Here is a 16,846-nt window from a genome sequence, read left to right on the forward strand (position 1 = left end):
CCCGATCGGCGGGCATAAAAAAGGCGACTTCTCAGTCGCCTTGAAAAATTAGTCCGCCAGCGCCGCTTTCTGCGCCTGGAAGATGGTTTCGATGCCCCCTCGGGCCAGCGCCAATAGCGCCAACAGCTCATCGTGGCTGAACGGCTCGCCTTCAGCGGTGCCCTGCACTTCGATCATGCGGCCGTCTTCCATCATCACCACGTTCATGTCGGTTTCCGCCGCGGAATCTTCCACATACTCCAGATCGCACAGCGCTTCGCCATTGACGATGCCGACGGAAACCGCCGCCACCATGCCCTTCATCGGGTTGGCTTTCAGCTTGCCGTTGGCCACCAGCGTGTTCAACGCATCGGCCAGCGCCACGCAGGCGCCGGAGATGGAGGCGGTGCGGGTACCGCCGTCGGCCTGCAGTACGTCGCAGTCGAGGGTGATGGTGAATTCACCGAGCTTTTTCAGATCCACCGCGGCGCGCAGCGAGCGCGCGATCAGGCGCTGGATCTCCAGCGTGCGGCCACCCTGCTTGCCTTTGGCGGCTTCACGGGCATTGCGGCTGTGGGTGGAGCGCGGCAGCATACCGTACTCGGCGGTGATCCAACCTTGCCCCTGGCCTTTCAGGAAGCGCGGAACGCCCTCTTCTACCGTGGCGGTGCACAAGACTTTGGTATCGCCAAACTCAACCAGCACTGAACCTTCAGCGTGTTTGGTATAGTGACGGGTCAGTGTCAGGGGGCGAACTTGCTGTGGTGCTCTGCCTGCAGGACGCATGGGCTCTCTCCGGCTTCAAATCAACTATTGGCTGCGCATTATACGGGCTTCGTGACGTAATGCCTATCCTGCCCGCAGCCGCGACGCTATAATCGCCCCATCTTTTCCTATTACGGGTACGCATCAATGATCCGCAGCATGACCGCCTACGCCCGGCGTGAAATCAAGGGTGAATGGGGCAGCGCAGCCTGGGAGCTGCGTTCCGTTAACCAGCGCTACTTAGAAACCTACATCCGCCTGCCGGAGCAATTCCGCAGCCTGGAGCCGGTGATCCGTGAACGTATCCGTGGCCGCCTAACCCGCGGCAAAGTCGAGTGCAACCTGCGTTTCGAACTGGATCCGAGCGCGCAAAGCTCGCTGATCCTGAACGAAAAGCTGGCCAAACAGCTGGTTGAAGCCGCCAACTGGGTGAAAATGCAGAGCGACGAAGGAGAAATCAACCCGATCGACGTGCTGCGCTGGCCGGGCGTGATGTCCGCGCAGGAGCAGGATCTGGACGCCATCAGCGCCGAGCTGATGCAGGCGCTGGACGGCGCGCTGGATGACTTTATCGTCGCACGCGAAAGCGAAGGCGCCGCGCTGAAAACGCTGATCGAACAGCGCCTCGACGGCGTCAGCGCCGAAGTGGTCAAAGTGCGCGCCCAGATGCCGAACATCCTGCAATGGCAGCGCGAGCGCCTGGTCAGCAAGCTGGAAGAGGCGCAGGTGCAGCTGGAAAACACTCGCCTGGAGCAAGAGCTGGTGCTGATGGCGCAGCGCATCGACGTCGCCGAAGAGCTGGACCGTCTGGAAGCGCACGTGAAAGAGACGCACAACATCCTGAAGAAGAAAGAAGCCGTCGGCCGCCGCCTCGACTTTATGATGCAGGAGTTCAACCGCGAATCGAACACCCTGGCCTCCAAGTCGATCAATGCTGACGTCACCGCCTCCGCCATCGAGCTGAAGGTGTTGATCGAGCAAATGCGCGAGCAGATCCAGAACATCGAGTGATCCGCTCCACACGCCATCAAGCCCGCGCCACGCGGGCTTTTTTACGGCTGCAGATCAGCGATAGGCGGCCGCTTGCTCTTCCCCCATCAACCCCATTTTCTGCAGTTGCACCGCAATGCTCCAGGTTGAGCGCTCGAACTCATCGCTCAGCGCCTCCAGCGTCGCCCCGGCCGCATGGCTCTCGCGCAGCCGCAGTTTTTCTTCTTCCGGCCAGGGGAAGTAGGCATTGGCCGGCCGGCCCTCGGCCAGATTCTTCTGCCGCTTTTCTTCCGGCGTCAGCCTGGCTTTTTTCTGCAGTTCGGATTCACCGTCAAACTCGTCGGCCAACGCGAACAGCAGGCGGATAGCCTCCGGCGCGCAGGCCGCTGAAGCCGGTCTCAACAGCTCGCCGGTGTCGGGATTAACGCCGTTGGCCAGCGCCCTGAGCAACGTGCCGGTATTCATCGTTCGCCTCCTTGTTCGATAAAATGCGCGCCGATCGCGACCGGCGCCTTGTCCAAACATGTTTCTCTTCCTCAGCCAAGAAAGCCACGCTTTGCGCCATGAAAAATCGCCCATTGCGAGCCAGATTCCAGGTGCCTGAACGTGCGGGACGGTGGTTGCATCAGGCTGCGAGCCGGCAGGCATCATGGAAGATGGCTCACTAAGGCACTTCGGGGGCTTATGAAAAACTGCCGAGCAGCGCGTGTGGATGACAATCGGCAAGATATCCCGCACGCCATAAGTATTTTGTTCTAATTATCACGCAAGGTAATGAAAGGATGGCGATGCTGTGGCTAAATGTGTTTTTTTCCTGCCCGTGAACCGTACGGACCGTTTATGCCACAAATTCTGCAATTTATTATGGCCCTGGTGGTGATCATCGCCCTGGCGCTGCTGGTCAGCAATAATCGCAAGAAAATCCGCCTGCGCTATATCATCCAGCTGTTGGTGATCGAAGGCGCGCTGGCCTATTTCTTCCTGCACTCCGCCAGCGGGCTCAGCGTGATCAAACACGTCGCCGGCTTCTTCGACACCCTGCTCGCCTACGCCGCCCAAGGGTCGGAGTTCGTGTTCGGCGGCATGAGCAAGGATGGCCTGGCGTTTATCTTCCTCGGCGTTTTGTGCCCTATCATCTTTATTTCCGCCCTGATCGGCATTTTGCAGCATTTCCGCATCCTGCCGCTGATCATCCGCCTGGTAGGCACCCTGCTGTCCAAGGTCAACGGCATGGGCAAGCTGGAATCGTTCAACGCCGTCAGCACGCTGGTGCTGGGGCAGTCGGAGAACTTCATCGCCTACAAGGGCATCATCGGCGACATCTCGCCGCGCCGCATGTACACCATGGCCGCGACCGCCATGTCGACGGTATCGCTCTCCATCGTCGGCGCCTACATGTCGATGATCGACGCGCAGTACGTGGTGGCGGCGTTGATCCTTAATATGTTCAGTACCTTCATCATCCTGTCGATCATCAACCCGTATCAGGTCGAAGACGAGCCGGAGCTGAAGCTGAACAAACTGCACGAAGATCAGAGCTTCTTCGAAATGTTGGGCGAGTACATTCTGGCCGGCTTCAAAATTGCGATGATCATCGCGGCGATGCTGATCGGCTTTATCGCTCTGATCTCCGCCGTCAACGCGCTGTTCTCGGCGGTGCTCGGCATCAGCTTCCAGCAAATCCTCGGTTACGTGTTCTATCCGCTGGCCTGGCTGATCGGCATCCCGGCGGAAGAGGCCCTGAAGGCGGGCAGCATCATGGCGACCAAACTGGTGGCCAACGAATTCGTGGCGATGATTGAGCTGAAGAAGATCGCGGCGGAGCTGTCGCCGCGCGGGCTGGGCATTCTGTCGGTGTTCCTGGTGTCGTTCGCCAACTTCGCCTCCATCGGCATCGTCGCCGGCGCCATCAAGGGGCTGAACGAGCAGCAAGGCAACGTGGTTTCCCGTTTTGGCCTGAAGCTGGTTTACGGCTCGACGCTGGTGAGCCTGCTGTCGGCGGCCATCGCCGGCCTGGTGCTGTAATCCCCACTCCCGGCCGCAGGGCCGGGAGTTCGCTTTAAAACGCCACGCACACCGGCGCATCCACCCGCATCACCGAATCCTGCGCAAACTGCTGCTTGTAGCCGCTGCGCAGCGCCTCGATATTCGCCTCGCTCTCTTTGCCCGGCGCATGGATCAACAGCAGCGCCTTGCTGTTCTCGCGCGCCAGCTTGCCGTCGTGGCCCAGCCACTGCCCTTTGGCATCAAACACCGTCAGCCCGTCTTTAAAACGCGGCGTCACCTGGCTATCGACGAAGGTTTGCCACTCGGCGGCGGTGATCGCCGGCCCCGCCGGCCGGTTCAGGCCGAAGTAGAGCGTTGTCTGCACCAGCGGATCGCCGGTGCGGCAAGCTGGGGCAGGGGAAACAGCCTGGTGGGCTGGCGCCACGCAGCCGCTCAGCAGCAGGGCGGCCACCATGGCGCCGGCGGCCAGTCTTGGGGAGTTTTTCATCAGCAGTCTCGATTTTTCGGTTGAAGGATTCGCTGCAAAAATCATAGTCAGCGATGGAAATTAGCGCGAAATTTCTAATGCTTTCATTAACAGCCAGATGTTAAAAAAGGCTGGTTATCGGCAATAAAAATGGAGTTTGGATTAGCTATATTAATCCGAAACGCCATCGGTGAAAAAAACTCAGTGGCGCGCGTCCTCGGCGGCGATTACCCTGCCGGCCATCATTCTGACGCAATTACGCTGTGAACCCCTTATGTTACTGAGCATCCTTTATATCATCGGCATCACCGCCGAAGCCATGACCGGCGCGCTGGCGGCCGGCCGCCGCCAAATGGACATGTTCGGCGTGATCATCATCGCCTCTGTCACCGCAATCGGCGGCGGGTCGGTGCGCGATATGTTGCTCGGGCATTTTCCGTTGGGCTGGGTCAAACACCCGGAATACATCGTCATCGTCGCGATAGCGGCGATCGTCACCACCTGGGTGGCTCCTCTGATGCGCCATCTGCGCCGCCTGTTCCTGGTGCTCGACGCCGTCGGCCTGATCGTCTTCTCCATCATCGGCGCGCAGGTGGCCCTGGATATGGGGCACAGCGCCATTATCGCCGCCATCGCCGCGGTGATCACCGGCGTCTTCGGCGGGGTGCTGCGCGATATGTTCTGCAACCGCATCCCGCTGGTTTTCCAGAAGGAGATCTACGCCGGCATCTCCTTCAGCGCCGCCTGGCTGTATATCGGCCTGCAGCACCTCAGCCTGCCGCACAATCTGGTGGTGATCCTCACTTTGGTCGCCGGCCTGAGCGCGCGTCTTATCGCCCTGCGCTTCCGCCTCGGCCTGCCGGTGTTCAACTATCAGCATCCGGATCACTGATCTCGGGGCGGCAACGCGCCGCCGCCGAGGCCAAAACTGCAAAAATGTCGCCCTTCGACGCGCAAATTCGCCCTTTCGACGCTTTTTCCACGCAAAGCCGCGGGCAAAATGCGAGCTAACGCTACACCCGGCGCGTTAGCCGTGTATACTGTGCGGAGAAAATACACATCCGCTGTTTTTGGCATATCAACCGTTATCAACGAACATCATCATGGCTCAAGGCACGCTTTATATTGTCTCTGCTCCCAGTGGCGCAGGTAAATCAAGTCTGATTCAGGCTTTGTTAAAGACGCAACCGCTGTACGACACGCAGGTTTCGGTTTCGCACACCACGCGCGACAGTCGCCCGGGTGAAAATCACGGCGAGCACTATTTCTTCGTCTCGAAAGACGAATTCCGCCGGATGATCGAGCAGGACGCGTTTCTTGAGCACGCCGAAGTGTTCGGCAACTATTACGGCACTTCGCGCGCCGCCATCGAACAAGTCTTGTCGACCGGCGTGGATGTGTTTCTGGATATCGACTGGCAGGGCGCGCAGCAAATCCGCGCCAAAATGCCGCAGGCGCGCAGCATTTTCATTCTGCCGCCGTCGAAGGAAGAACTGGGCCGCCGCCTGCGTGGGCGCGGGCAGGATTCCGAAGAGGTGATCGCCAAACGCATGGCTCAGGCCGTGGCGGAAATGACGCATTACGCGGAGTACGATTACCTGATCGTGAACGATGATTTCGATCTGGCGCTGTCCGATCTGAAGACCATCATTCGCGCCGAACGCCTGCGTTTGGGCCGCCAGTTGCTGCGGCATGACGCTTTAATCAGCAAACTATTGGCAGACTGAAGGCAGTTTCAGTATCATGCCCAGTCTTTTCGTCACCTGTGGAGTAGCACAAATATGGCACGCGTAACTGTTCAAGACGCTGTAGAGAAAATTGGTAACCGTTTTGACCTGGTGTTGGTCGCTGCTCGTCGGGCGCGTCAGATCCAGACCGGCGGCAAAGATGCACTGGTTCCGGAAGAGAACGACAAGTACACCGTTATCGCCCTGCGCGAAATCGAAGAAGGCCTGATCACCAGCCAGATCCTCGACGTGCGTGAGCGCCAGGAACAGCAAGAGCAGGAAGCCGCAGAGATTCAAGCGGTTACCGCGATTGCTGAAGGTCGTCGTTAATTAGACTGCGAGTCCGCCTTGTACCTGTTTGAAAGCCTGAATCTGCTGATTCAACGTTACCTGCCCGAGGAGCAGATTAAGCGCCTCAAACAGGCATACCTCGTCGCGCGCGACGCGCACGAGGGCCAGACACGCTCCAGCGGTGAGCCCTACATTACTCACCCGGTCGCCGTGGCCTGCATCCTGGCGGAAATGCGTCTCGATCACGAGACGCTGATGGCGGCGTTGCTGCACGACGTCATCGAAGACACCCCAGCCACCTATCAAGATATGGAACAGCTGTTCGGCAAGAGCGTCGCCGAACTGGTTGAGGGCGTCTCCAAGCTCGACAAGCTGAAGTTCCAGGACAAGAAAGAAGCGCAGGCGGAAAACTTCCGCAAGATGATCATGGCGATGGTGCAGGATATCCGCGTCGTGCTGATCAAGCTGGCCGACCGTACGCACAACATGCGCACCCTCGGTTCACTGCGCCCCGACAAACGCCGGCGCATCGCGCGTGAAACCCTGGAAATCTACAGCCCCCTCGCCCACCGTCTGGGTATTCATCACCTGAAAACCGAGCTGGAAGAGCTGGGCTTCGAGGCGCTGTACCCAAACCGTTATCGCGTGATCAAGGAAGTGGTGAAAGCCGCGCGCGGCAACCGCAAAGAGATGATTCAAAAAATCCTCTCCGAGATCGAAGGGCGGCTGACCGAGGCCGGCATCGCCTGCCGCGTCAGCGGAAGGGAAAAACACCTCTACTCCATCTACCTCAAGATGCACCTGAAAGAACAGCGTTTCCATTCCATCATGGATATCTACGCGTTCCGGGTGATCGTGAAAGAGGTCGATACCTGCTACCGCGTACTCGGTCAGGTGCACAGCCTGTATAAACCGCGCCCGGGGCGGGTGAAAGATTACATCGCCATTCCCAAGGCCAACGGCTATCAATCGCTGCATACCTCGCTGATCGGCCCGCACGGCGTGCCGGTCGAAGTGCAGATCCGCACCGAAGACATGGACCAGATGGCTGAGATGGGGGTAGCCGCGCACTGGGCTTACAAGGAAAGAGAACAGGGCGAAACCGGCACCACAGCACAGATCCGCGCCCAGCGCTGGATGCAAAGCCTGCTGGAGCTGCAGCAAAGCGCCGGCAGTTCGTTTGAATTTATCGAGAGCGTCAAATCCGATCTGTTCCCGGATGAGATTTACGTTTTCACCCCGGAAGGCCGCATTGTCGAGCTGCCCGCCGGCGCCACGCCGGTCGACTTCGCCTATGCGGTGCATACCGATATCGGCCATGCCTGCGTCGGCGCACGCGTCGATCGTCAGCCATACCCGCTGTCGCAGTCGCTGACCAGCGGCCAGACCGTCGAGATCATCACCGCGCCGGGCGCACGGCCCAACGCCGCCTGGCTGAACTTCGTGGTCAGCTCGAAAGCGCGCGCCAAGATTCGCCAGATGTTGAAGAACCTCAAGCGCGACGACTCCGTCGGCCTCGGCCGCCGTCTGCTCAACCATGCGTTGGGCGGCAGCCGCAAGCTGGCCGAAATTCCGCAGGAAAACATTCAGCACGAGCTGGACCGCATGAAGCTGGCGACGCTGGACGATCTGCTGGCGGAAATCGGCCTCGGCAACGCCATGAGCGTCGTGGTGGCGAAGAACCTGCAGGGCGATCAGTCCAGCCTGGGCACCACCTCCGGCGTGCGCAACCTGGCCATCAAGGGCGCCGACGGCGTGTTGATCACCTTCGCCAAGTGCTGCCGTCCGATTCCGGGCGACCCGATTATCGCTCACGTCAGCCCGGGTAAAGGGCTGGTGATCCACCATGAATCCTGCCGCAATATTCGCGGCTATCAGAAAGAGCCTGAGAAGTTCATGGCGGTCGAGTGGGATAAAGAGACCGAGCAGGAGTTCATCGCCGAGATCAAGGTGGATATGTTTAATCACCAGGGCGCGCTGGCCAACCTGACGGCGGCGATCAACGCGGCCGAGTCCAATATTCAGAGCCTGAACACCGAAGAGAAAGACGGTCGGGTTTATAGCGCCTTTATCCGCTTGACCACCCGCGATCGCATCCATTTGGCAAACATTATGCGTAAAATCCGTATCATGCCGGATGTGATCAAAGTTAACCGCAACCGAAACTAGCGCTTATGAGTCCTGAACGCTATGCGCGGATTTGTGAAATGCTCGCGACCCGGCAGCCGGATTTGACGGTCTGCCTGGAGCAAGTGCACAAGCCGCATAACGTCTCCGCTATTATCCGCACCGCCGACGCCGTCGGCGTGCATCAGGTCCACGCCGTGTGGCCCACCACCCGCATGCGCACCCTGGTTTCCTCCGCCGCCGGCAGCAACAGCTGGGTCAGCGTCAAGACCCATCGCACCATCGGCGACGCGGTCGGCCACCTGAAAGCGCAGGGCATGCAAATTCTGGCCACCAACCTGTCTGCGCGCGCGGTCGATTTCCGCGAGGTGGACTACACCCGGCCAACCTGCGTGCTGCTCGGCCAGGAAAAAACCGGCATCACCGAAGAAGCGCTGGCGCTCGCCGATCAAGACATCGTCATTCCGATGATCGGCATGGTGCAATCGCTTAACGTCTCCGTGGCTTCGGCGCTGATCCTGTATGAGGCGCAGCGCCAGCGACAAAACGCCGGCCTGTATCGCCGCGACAACAGCATGCTGGACGAAGAAGAGCAGCAGCGTCTGCTGTTCGAAGGCGGCTATCCGGTGCTGGCCAACGTGGCCAAGCGCAAGGGGCTGCCGCGTCCGCAGATCGACGAACAGGGCCAGGTGGTCGCCAGCGCCGAATGGTGGGCGGCCATGCAGGCGACGGTGCGCAAATGAAAGGCCGCCTGCTGGATGCTGTCCCACTCACCACGCTTTCCGGGGTTGGCGCCAGCCAGGCGGGCAAACTGGCCAAGCTTGGCCTCGACACCATTCAGGATCTGCTGCTGCACCTGCCGCTGCGCTACGAAGACCGCACCCGCCTCTACCCGATCAACGATCTGCTGCCGGGCATCTACGCCACGGTAGAGGGGGAAGTGCTGCGCAGCGACATCAGCTTCGGCCGCCGCCGCATGCTGACCTGCCAGATCAGCGACGGCACCGGCATCCTCACCATGCGGTTCTTCAACTTCAACGCCGCAATGAAGAACAGCCTGGCCACCGGCCGCCGCGTGACCGCCTACGGCGAGATCAAACGCGGCAACCACGGCGCGGAGATCATCCATCCGGAATACCGTATTCAGGGCGAAACCAGCGAGGTTGAGCTGCAGGAGTCGCTGACGCCGGTCTACCCCGCCACCGAGGGGGTGCGGCAGGCCACGCTGCGCAAGCTGACCGACCAGGCGCTGGCGCTGCTGGATACCTGCGCCATCGCCGAACTGTTGCCGCCGGAGCTGAGCGGCGGCCTGATGAGCCTGCCGCAGGCGCTGCACACCCTGCATCGCCCGCCGCCGGACATCCAGCTGGCGGATCTGGAGCTGGGCAAACACCCGGCGCAAAAACGCCTGATCCTTGAAGAGCTGCTGGCGCATAACCTCAGCATGCTGGCGGTGCGCGCCGGCGCGCAGAGTTATCAGGCGCAGCCGCTGCTGCCGGACGATCGGCTGAAAAACCGTTTTCTCGCCCAGTTGCCGTTCTCGCCGACCGGCGCGCAAACGCGCGTGGTGGCCGACATCGAAGCCGATATGCAAAAAGACTTCCCGATGATGCGGCTGGTGCAGGGCGACGTCGGCTCCGGCAAAACGCTGGTGGCGGCGCTGGCGGCGCTGCGCGCCATCGCGCACGGCAAACAGGTGGCGCTGATGGCGCCGACCGAGCTGCTGGCCGAACAGCATGCCAACAACTTCCGCCAGTGGTTCGAGCCGCTGGGGCTGGAGGTCGGCTGGCTGGCGGGCAAACAGAAAGGTAAGGCGCGCATCGCGCAGCAGGAAGCCATCGCCAGCGGCCAGGTATCGATGGTGGTCGGCACCCACGCCATCTTCCAGGAGCAGGTTCAGTTCAACGGCCTGGCGCTGGTGATTATTGATGAGCAGCACCGCTTCGGGGTACATCAGCGGCTGGCGCTGTGGGAGAAAGGCGAAGAGCAAGGCTTCCACGCCCATCAGCTGATCATGACCGCCACACCAATTCCGCGCACGCTGGCGATGACCGCCTACGCCGATCTCGATACCTCGGTTATCGACGAGCTGCCGCCGGGCCGCACGCCGGTGACCACCGTCGCCATTCCCGATACCCGCCGCGCCGACATCATTCAACGGGTGAAAAGCGCCTGTCTGGAAGAAGGACGGCAGGCTTACTGGGTGTGTACGCTGATCGAAGAGTCCGAGCTGCTGGAAGCGCAGGCGGCGGAAGCCACCTGGGAAGAATTGAAAGCCGCGCTGCCGGAGCTGAAGGTGGCGCTGGTGCACGGCCGCATGAAAGCGCAGGAAAAGCAGGCGGTGATGCAGGCGTTTAAACAGGGCGAGCTGCAGCTGTTGGTCGCCACCACGGTGATCGAGGTCGGCGTCGATGTGCCGAACGCCAGCCTGATGATCATCGAAAACCCGGAACGGCTGGGCCTGGCGCAGCTGCACCAGCTGCGCGGCCGCGTAGGGCGCGGCGCGGTGGCCTCACACTGTGTGCTGCTGTACAAAACGCCGCTGAGCAAAACCGCGCAAACGCGCCTGCAGGTGCTGCGCGACAGCAATGACGGCTTCGTCATCGCCCAGCGCGATCTGGAGATCCGCGGCCCGGGCGAGCTGCTCGGCACCCGCCAGACCGGCAGCGCCGAATTCAAGGTGGCGGACCTGTTGCGCGACCAGGCGATGATCCCCGAAGTGCAGCGCGTCGCTCGCCATCTCCATCAGCACTACCCGGAACACGCCCAGGCGCTGATCGAACGCTGGCTGCCGGAGAAGGCGCGCTACTCCAACGCATAAAAAAGGGCGCCGCAGGCGCCCTTCTCATGATAACTTGCGATATCACCCCACCGCCGGGAACACCGGCAACAGCAGATACAGCTTGATGACGATGGCGTTGGCGATATCGATAAAGAACGCCCCCACCATCGGCACCACCAGAAATGCCAGGTGCGACGGGCCGAAGCGATCGGTGATCGCTTGCATGTTGGCGATCGCCGTCGGCGTGGCGCCCATGCCGAAGCCGCAGTGGCCGGCGGCCAGCACCGCCGCATCGTAGTTTTTGCCCATCACCCGGTAGGTGACAAAGATCGCGTACAGCGCCATCACCAGCGTCTGTACGGCCAGGATCGCCAGCATCGGCAGCGCCAGCGAAGCCAGCTCCCACAGGCGCAGGCTCATCAACGCCATCGCCAGGAACAGCGACAGGCTGACGTTGCCCAGCACCGATACCGCCCGCTCGAACACGGTATAGAAACCGGTGAAGGCCAGCGTGTTGCTGAGGATCACCCCGACGAACAGCACGCAAACGAAGTTAGGCAGTTCAAACACCGTACCGCTCAGCAGACCGGCAATCAGTTGCCCCAGGCTCAAACAAATGGCGATCATGGCGATGGTTTCAATCATCACCAGCGAGGTGATCAGGCGGCCGCTTTCCGGCTTCTCGAAGCCGCTCGGCTGCACGCTGTCTTCCGGCGTGCCTTCCGGCGTAGAGGAGTGTTTAACCAGATAGCGCGCCACCGGGCCGCCGATCAGGCCGCCCAGCACCAGGCCGAAGGTGGCGCAGGCCATGGCGACTTCCGTCGCGTTTTCAAAGCCGTAGCGCTCGATGAACAGCTTGCTCCAGGCCGCCCCGGTGCCGTGGCCGCCCGACAGGGTGATCGAACCGGCGATCAGGCCCATCAACGGATCCAGCCCCAGCATTTTCGCCATGCCGATGCCGATGGCGTTCTGCACCAGCAGCAGCCCCAACACCACGAACAGGAATACCATCAGCGCTTTGCCGCCGGCGCGCAACCGCGCCAGGTTGGCGTTCAGGCCGATAGTGGCGAAGAAGGCCAGCATCAGCGGGTCCTTCAGCGACATGTCAAAGCTGATTTCCCAGTTGGCGAATTTTTTCAGGACTAACAGCAGGAGGGCCACCAGCAAACCGCCGGCGACGGGAGCGGGAATGGTATATTTTCGCAGCAGAGGAATGCTTCTGACGCACTTGCCCCCAAGGAGCAAAACCAGCGTCGCCGCGACTAACGTGCCATAAGTATCAAGATGAAACATCCAGGTACTCCATGTAAGGGAAAAGATCCAAATAAAAATAATAAGTTATAGAAAACCACGTAGTTTTTAAACTTGATGAGTGCAGGATTAGAAGTAAAAAACGCTGAGATGACAAGAAAAAATGAATGAAAATGCGACATAAGCGGGAAAGTCGGCAACATAATATTTAGGCGCAACCGTTTGCTTTTGCGGGGCGGCGCATTAAAATGCCTGCTTTGCCGTATCTGGAAACGCCACACCATGAGCATGTCATCCTCCGAGCTTGATGCCGCACGCCAAACCGCCTCTGAACCCCGCGCCAGCGAACTGATTTATCGCCTCGAAGACCGCCCGCCGCTGCCGCAAACGCTGTTTGCCGCCGGCCAGCACCTGTTGGCGATGTTCGTTGCGGTGATCACTCCGGCGCTGCTGATCTGCCAGGCGCTGGGTCTGCCGGCGCAGGATACCCAACACATCATCAGCATGTCGCTGTTCGCTTCCGGTCTGGCTTCCATTCTGCAAATCAAAACCTGGGGGCCGGTGGGCTCCGGGCTGCTGTCGATTCAGGGCACCAGCTTCAACTTCGTTTCGCCATTGATCATGGGCGGCCTGGCGCTGAAAAACGGCGGCGCCGACGTGCCGACCATGATGGCCGCGCTGTTCGGTACCCTGATGGTCGCCTCCTGCACCGAAATTTTGCTGTCGCGCGTGCTGCATCTGGCGCGCCGCATCATCACCCCGCTGGTTTCCGGCATCGTGGTGATGATCATCGGCCTGTCGCTGATTCAGGTCGGCCTGACCTCGATCGGCGGCGGCTACGCCGCGATGAACGACCACAGCTTCGGCTCGCCGAAAAACCTGCTGCTGGCCGGCGCGGTGCTGGCGGTCATCATCCTGCTGAACCGCCAGCGCAACCCTTACCTGCGCGTGGCCTCGCTGGTGATCGCCATGGCGGTCGGCTACCTGCTGGCCTGGGCGATGGACATGCTGCCCGCCGACGCACCGGCGGCGCCAACGGCGGCGATTACCATTCCAACGCCGCTCTATTACGGCCTGGGCTTCGACTGGAACCTGTTGCTGCCGCTGATGCTGATCTTTATGGTCACCTCGCTGGAAACCATCGGCGACATCACCGCCACCTCTGACGTCTCCGAACAGCCGGTCAGCGGGCCGCTGTATATGAAGCGTCTGAAAGGGGGCGTACTGGCCAACGGCCTGAACTCGATGCTGTCGGCGGTGTTCAACACCTTCCCCAACTCCTGCTTCGGCCAGAACAACGGCGTGATCCAGCTGACCGGCGTCGCCAGCCGCTATGTCGGCTTCGTGGTGGCGCTGATGCTGATCGCGCTGGGGCTGTTCCCGGCGGTGGCCGGCTTCGTGCAGCACATCCCCGAGCCGGTACTGGGCGGCGCGACCATCGTGATGTTCGGCACCATCGCCGCCTCCGGCGTGCGCATCGTGTCGCGCGAACGCCTGAACCGGCGCGCCATCATGATCATGGCGCTGTCGCTGGCCGTCGGCATGGGCGTCTCCCAGCAGCCGCTGATCCTGCAGTTCGCGCCGGACTGGCTGAAAACCCTGCTATCTTCCGGTATCGCCGCCGGCGGCATTACCGCCATCGTGCTGAACCTGGTGTTCCCGCAGGAACACGAGAAAAAGTAACCCGCCCATTGGCGTTCAAACGGCCGCTTGCGGCCGTTTTTTATTGTCTATCAGACCATTGCCCTTGAGATACCCGGCCAATTGCGGCATAAACAGGGTATCTTTTTTGACCGATGCGGATGTAGACGATGAAATTTATCGGAAAGCTGTTGCTGACGTTGCTGCTGCTGATCGTGCTGGCGGCGGTGGTGCTGTATCTGGTGGGGCAAACCCGCTGGGCGGCAGGCCGTCTGAGCGCCTGGATCAGCGACAACAGCGAATACCGCCTGTCGATAGGAAAAATCACCCACTCGTGGAATCAGCCGGGCCAGATCGGTCTGGAAGACGTGCAGCTGGCGCGCAGCGGCCAACCGCAGGCGCTGGTCGCCAAACGCGTCGATCTCGGCCTCAGCCTGCGCCAAATCACCGAACCGCGCTATTTTCACAGCGTCACGCTGCGCGACGGCACGCTGAACGTGCAGCCACAGACTGCTGCGCTGCCCGTACAGGCCGACGTGCTGCAGCTGAGCAACATGGCGCTGCAGTCCAACGATAGCGAGTGGCAGCTCAACGCGCAGCAGGTCAATGCCGGCATCACGCCGTGGCGCCCGCTGGCCGGCCATCTGCTGGGGGACAACAACCAGTTCCAGTTCAGCGCCGGTTCGATGACGCTGAACGGCATCCCCGCCTCGAAGGTGTTGGTGCAGGGGGAGCAAAAACAGGGCCAGCTGCTGTTGAACAACTTCGGCGCCGATCTGGCGCAGGGCGACCTGACCGGCGTGGCCAGCCGCGCCACCGACGGCAGCTGGCAGGTGGATCGCCTGCGGCTGAGCGGCGTGCGCATGCAGACCCCGATGACGTTGGCGGAATTCATGCGGCGCTTCACCGCGCTGCCGCCGGTCACCCTCAAGCGTTTCGATCTGATCGATGCGCGCCTGGAAGGCAAGGCGTGGGCGGTTAACGATCTCGACCTGTCGCTGCAAAACGTCAGCGTCGAAAAAGGCGACTGGCGCAGTGAAGACGGCTCGCTCAACTTCAACGCCAGCGATGTGGTCAACGGCGGTTTCCACCTGATCGATCCGATAGCCACCCTGCGACTCTCCTCCGCCGGCATCGCCATTCAGCAGTTCACCACCCGCTGGGAAGGCGGGCTGCTGCGCACCTCCGGCAACTGGCTGCGCGCCGGCAAACGCCTGCAGCTGGATGAAGTGGCCATGGCGGCGCTGGAGTACACCCTGCCTATCGACTGGCGCGAGCTGTGGCTGAAACCGCTGCCGGACTGGCTGGCGGAGGTGTACGTCACCAAGCTGACCACCAACCGCAATCTGATTATCGATATCAACCCGGCATTCCCGTTCCAGATCACCGCGCTGGACGGTTACGGCAGCAACCTGCTGCTGGCGCGCGACCACCAGTGGGGCATTTGGTCCGGTTCGCTAAACCTGAACGGCAGCGAGGCCACCTTCAACAAAATCGACGTGCGGCGCCCTTCGCTGGCGCTGAACGCCGACGCCAACCAGATCGCCGTCACCGAGCTCAGCGCCTTTATGCCCAATGGGTTGCTTGAGGCCAAAGCGACCGTCGATCAGCTGCCGGGCAAGCCGTTCCAGCTGACGCTGCACGGCCGTTCAGTACCGATCAACACCTTGCAGCAATGGGGATGGCAGCCGGTGCCGCTGACGGGTGACGGCAACCTTGAGCTGCAGTTGAAAGGGCTGCTGAACAGCGACGGGCCGTTCAAGGCCTCATTGAAAGGCAATCTGCAGGCCACCGCCGGCGACGGCCAAGCGGTGAACCAACAACTGCCGTAGTGCACTGCGCGGCCCGCTGCCAGGCAGGGCCGCCGTTTTACTCTTCCAGCGCTTCGGAACCGCCCTGATCCAGCGGCACATCCGGCTCGGCCGGCAACACCATGTAAGTGCCTTCGAACACTGCGCCCTTGTCCTCGTCGCCGAACAGATGCACTTCGGCGTGTACGCGCGCGCGGCGGCCGCGCGCCAGACGCGCCAAATCGCCGCTCAGCGAGCCGAGATCCGCCACCGCCCGCGGCCTGCCGGTAATCGGTTTGCTGTAGCGAATGTGCGCGTCCGCCAGAATGATGGTGCCGCCCAGATGGCGCTCGCGCAGCAGCAGCCAAATCAGCCCCCAGGCGGTCAGCGTCGCCAATGAGAACAGGCTGCCGGCAAACAGCGTATGGTGCGGATTCTGATTGCCGATCTCCGGCATGGTGGTGACGAAGCGCTGGCCGGTGTATTGGCTGATGCGCACGCCCATCTTTTCGCTCAGCGGGATGTGTTCATACCAGGCCTGCTGCAATTGGCCGCACCAGTCGGGGCGATGCAGGATATCGTCCAGCGTCGCCACCGGTTTGATCATCAAGAAGTGACGGATCGGGGTGGTCTGCGGCGCGGTGATCTCGCCCTGATTGACGAAGCCCAGTTTGGCGAAGAAATCCACCGCGTCTTCACGGGCGCTGCACACTACCCGCTTCACGCCTTCCTGCCGCGCGACGGACTCCAGCGTCATCGCCACCAGCGTCCCCAGCCCTTTATCCTGCAACGTCGGATCTACCGCCAGAAAACGGATCGCCGCCTCGTTGTCGGCATTGATGTACAGCCGCCCGATGGCGACGATTTTACCGGCCTCGTCCACCACCATTTGGTGATGAGCCATGGCGTCATAGGCATCCTTTTCCGAACCCACCGGCTGGTGCAGCGGCTTGCGCAGCATTTCCCAGCGAAACTGGTAATACTCTTTCAGTTCTTGCTCTGTTACGGGTACTCGTAGGTGATACATAGA

15 protein-coding genes are annotated in these 16,846 nt (G+C 61.1%); 10 read left to right on the top strand and 5 right to left on the bottom strand.

The window, feature by feature from the left end:
* Positions 1 to 48 precede the first annotated feature (48 nt).
* On the bottom strand, positions 49 to 765 hold the full coding sequence (gene rph / locus IMX17_RS23010; protein ID WP_025160305.1) for a ribonuclease PH: 717 nt from the start codon (positions 763 to 765) through the stop codon (positions 49 to 51).
* Positions 766 to 891: 126 nt separating this feature from the next.
* Here rph and IMX17_RS23015 point away from each other — a divergent pair, with 126 nt between their 5' ends.
* Complete coding sequence (locus tag IMX17_RS23015; RefSeq protein ID WP_015379441.1) at positions 892 to 1,755, top strand: YicC/YloC family endoribonuclease; 864 nt, start codon at positions 892 to 894, stop codon at positions 1,753 to 1,755.
* Between the two features lie 54 nt (positions 1,756 to 1,809).
* Here the strand turns inward: IMX17_RS23015 and IMX17_RS23020 are convergent, their stop codons facing one another.
* Entirely contained in the window at positions 1,810 to 2,199 is a 390-nt protein-coding gene (locus IMX17_RS23020; RefSeq protein ID WP_046897375.1) for a hypothetical protein, read from the bottom strand.
* Positions 2,200 to 2,574: 375 nt separating this feature from the next.
* Between IMX17_RS23020 and IMX17_RS23025 the strand changes: the two genes are divergently transcribed.
* Positions 2,575 to 3,759 carry a NupC/NupG family nucleoside CNT transporter gene (locus IMX17_RS23025; RefSeq protein WP_004931212.1) on the top strand — a complete coding sequence of 395 codons (1,185 nt, stop codon included), beginning with the start codon at positions 2,575 to 2,577 and terminating at the stop codon, positions 3,757 to 3,759.
* A 34-nt stretch (positions 3,760 to 3,793) separates the two neighbouring features.
* On the opposite strand, the gene IMX17_RS23030 is transcribed toward IMX17_RS23025, so the two are convergent.
* On the bottom strand, positions 3,794 to 4,228 hold the full coding sequence (locus IMX17_RS23030; RefSeq protein WP_099784820.1) for a DUF3574 domain-containing protein: 435 nt from the start codon (positions 4,226 to 4,228) through the stop codon (positions 3,794 to 3,796).
* Between the two features lie 253 nt (positions 4,229 to 4,481).
* On the opposite strand from IMX17_RS23030, the gene IMX17_RS23035 reads away from it, so the two are divergent.
* The 6 genes from IMX17_RS23035 to recG all read left to right on the top strand — a co-directional run bounded on the left by IMX17_RS23035 (position 4,482) and on the right by recG (position 11,173).
* Positions 4,482 to 5,099: a trimeric intracellular cation channel family protein gene (locus IMX17_RS23035; protein ID WP_025304704.1), complete on the top strand. Its 618-nt coding sequence runs from the start codon at positions 4,482 to 4,484 to the stop codon at positions 5,097 to 5,099.
* Positions 5,100 to 5,310: 211 nt separating this feature from the next.
* Positions 5,311 to 5,934 (top strand): guanylate kinase, encoded by a 624-nt coding sequence (gene gmk / locus IMX17_RS23040; protein WP_033636481.1) that lies wholly within the window; start codon positions 5,311 to 5,313, stop codon positions 5,932 to 5,934.
* A 54-nt stretch (positions 5,935 to 5,988) separates the two neighbouring features.
* On the top strand, positions 5,989 to 6,264 hold the full coding sequence (gene rpoZ, locus IMX17_RS23045) for a DNA-directed RNA polymerase subunit omega (RefSeq protein ID WP_004931221.1): 276 nt from the start codon (positions 5,989 to 5,991) through the stop codon (positions 6,262 to 6,264).
* A gap of 18 nt (positions 6,265 to 6,282) precedes the next feature.
* Positions 6,283 to 8,394, top strand: coding sequence for a bifunctional GTP diphosphokinase/guanosine-3',5'-bis pyrophosphate 3'-pyrophosphohydrolase (gene spoT / locus IMX17_RS23050; RefSeq protein WP_015379445.1), 2,112 nt, complete (start codon positions 6,283 to 6,285; stop codon positions 8,392 to 8,394).
* Between the two features lie 5 nt (positions 8,395 to 8,399).
* On the top strand, positions 8,400 to 9,095 hold the full coding sequence (gene trmH, locus IMX17_RS23055; protein ID WP_004931227.1) for a tRNA (guanosine(18)-2'-O)-methyltransferase TrmH: 696 nt from the start codon (positions 8,400 to 8,402) through the stop codon (positions 9,093 to 9,095).
* Positions 9,092 to 11,173, top strand: coding sequence for an ATP-dependent DNA helicase RecG (gene recG / locus IMX17_RS23060; RefSeq protein ID WP_193550255.1), 2,082 nt, complete (start codon positions 9,092 to 9,094; stop codon positions 11,171 to 11,173). The genes trmH and recG overlap by 4 nt, the downstream gene beginning before the upstream one ends.
* 42 nt (positions 11,174 to 11,215) lie before the next feature.
* Here recG and gltS read toward each other — a convergent pair whose 3' ends face one another.
* A complete protein-coding gene (gene gltS, locus IMX17_RS23065; protein ID WP_033645177.1) occupies positions 11,216 to 12,427 on the bottom strand; it encodes a sodium/glutamate symporter in 1,212 nt (403 codons plus the stop codon).
* A gap of 240 nt (positions 12,428 to 12,667) precedes the next feature.
* Here gltS and IMX17_RS23070 point away from each other — a divergent pair, with 240 nt between their 5' ends.
* Positions 12,668 to 14,068: an NCS2 family protein gene (locus IMX17_RS23070; protein WP_033645176.1), complete on the top strand. Its 1,401-nt coding sequence runs from the start codon at positions 12,668 to 12,670 to the stop codon at positions 14,066 to 14,068.
* 128 nt (positions 14,069 to 14,196) lie between these two features.
* Complete coding sequence (locus IMX17_RS23075) at positions 14,197 to 15,858, top strand: AsmA family protein (protein ID WP_193550256.1); 1,662 nt, start codon at positions 14,197 to 14,199, stop codon at positions 15,856 to 15,858.
* A gap of 37 nt (positions 15,859 to 15,895) precedes the next feature.
* Here IMX17_RS23075 and fabY read toward each other — a convergent pair whose 3' ends face one another.
* Positions 15,896 to 16,843, bottom strand: a complete 948-nt coding sequence (fabY, locus tag IMX17_RS23080; protein WP_004931235.1) for a fatty acid biosynthesis protein FabY — start codon at positions 16,841 to 16,843, stop codon at positions 15,896 to 15,898.
* Positions 16,844 to 16,846: the final 3 nt, after the last annotated feature.

Origin of the sequence: Serratia sp. X3, from assembly GCF_014982455.1 — a bacterium.
Taxonomy (GTDB): Bacteria; Pseudomonadota; Gammaproteobacteria; order Enterobacterales; family Enterobacteriaceae; genus Serratia; species Serratia ureilytica.

What these genes read in the sequence shown, in the direction of transcription:
- rph (WP_025160305.1), bottom strand. Translation starts at nt 765, where the DNA reads ATGCGTCCTGCAGGCAGAGCACCACAGCAAGTTCGCCCCCTGACACTG.
- IMX17_RS23015 (WP_015379441.1), top strand. Translation starts at nt 892, where the DNA reads ATGATCCGCAGCATGACCGCCTACGCCCGGCGTGAAATCAAGGGTGAA.
- IMX17_RS23020 (WP_046897375.1), bottom strand. Translation starts at nt 2,199, where the DNA reads ATGAATACCGGCACGTTGCTCAGGGCGCTGGCCAACGGCGTTAATCCC.
- IMX17_RS23025 (WP_004931212.1), top strand. Translation starts at nt 2,575, where the DNA reads ATGCCACAAATTCTGCAATTTATTATGGCCCTGGTGGTGATCATCGCC.
- IMX17_RS23030 (WP_099784820.1), bottom strand. Translation starts at nt 4,228, where the DNA reads ATGAAAAACTCCCCAAGACTGGCCGCCGGCGCCATGGTGGCCGCCCTG.
- IMX17_RS23035 (WP_025304704.1), top strand. Translation starts at nt 4,482, where the DNA reads ATGTTACTGAGCATCCTTTATATCATCGGCATCACCGCCGAAGCCATG.
- gmk (WP_033636481.1), top strand. Translation starts at nt 5,311, where the DNA reads ATGGCTCAAGGCACGCTTTATATTGTCTCTGCTCCCAGTGGCGCAGGT.
- rpoZ (WP_004931221.1), top strand. Translation starts at nt 5,989, where the DNA reads ATGGCACGCGTAACTGTTCAAGACGCTGTAGAGAAAATTGGTAACCGT.
- trmH (WP_004931227.1), top strand. Translation starts at nt 8,400, where the DNA reads ATGAGTCCTGAACGCTATGCGCGGATTTGTGAAATGCTCGCGACCCGG.
- recG (WP_193550255.1), top strand. Translation starts at nt 9,092, where the DNA reads ATGAAAGGCCGCCTGCTGGATGCTGTCCCACTCACCACGCTTTCCGGG.
- gltS (WP_033645177.1), bottom strand. Translation starts at nt 12,427, where the DNA reads ATGTTTCATCTTGATACTTATGGCACGTTAGTCGCGGCGACGCTGGTT.
- IMX17_RS23070 (WP_033645176.1), top strand. Translation starts at nt 12,668, where the DNA reads ATGAGCATGTCATCCTCCGAGCTTGATGCCGCACGCCAAACCGCCTCT.
- IMX17_RS23075 (WP_193550256.1), top strand. Translation starts at nt 14,197, where the DNA reads ATGAAATTTATCGGAAAGCTGTTGCTGACGTTGCTGCTGCTGATCGTG.
- fabY (WP_004931235.1), bottom strand. Translation starts at nt 16,843, where the DNA reads ATGTATCACCTACGAGTACCCGTAACAGAGCAAGAACTGAAAGAGTAT.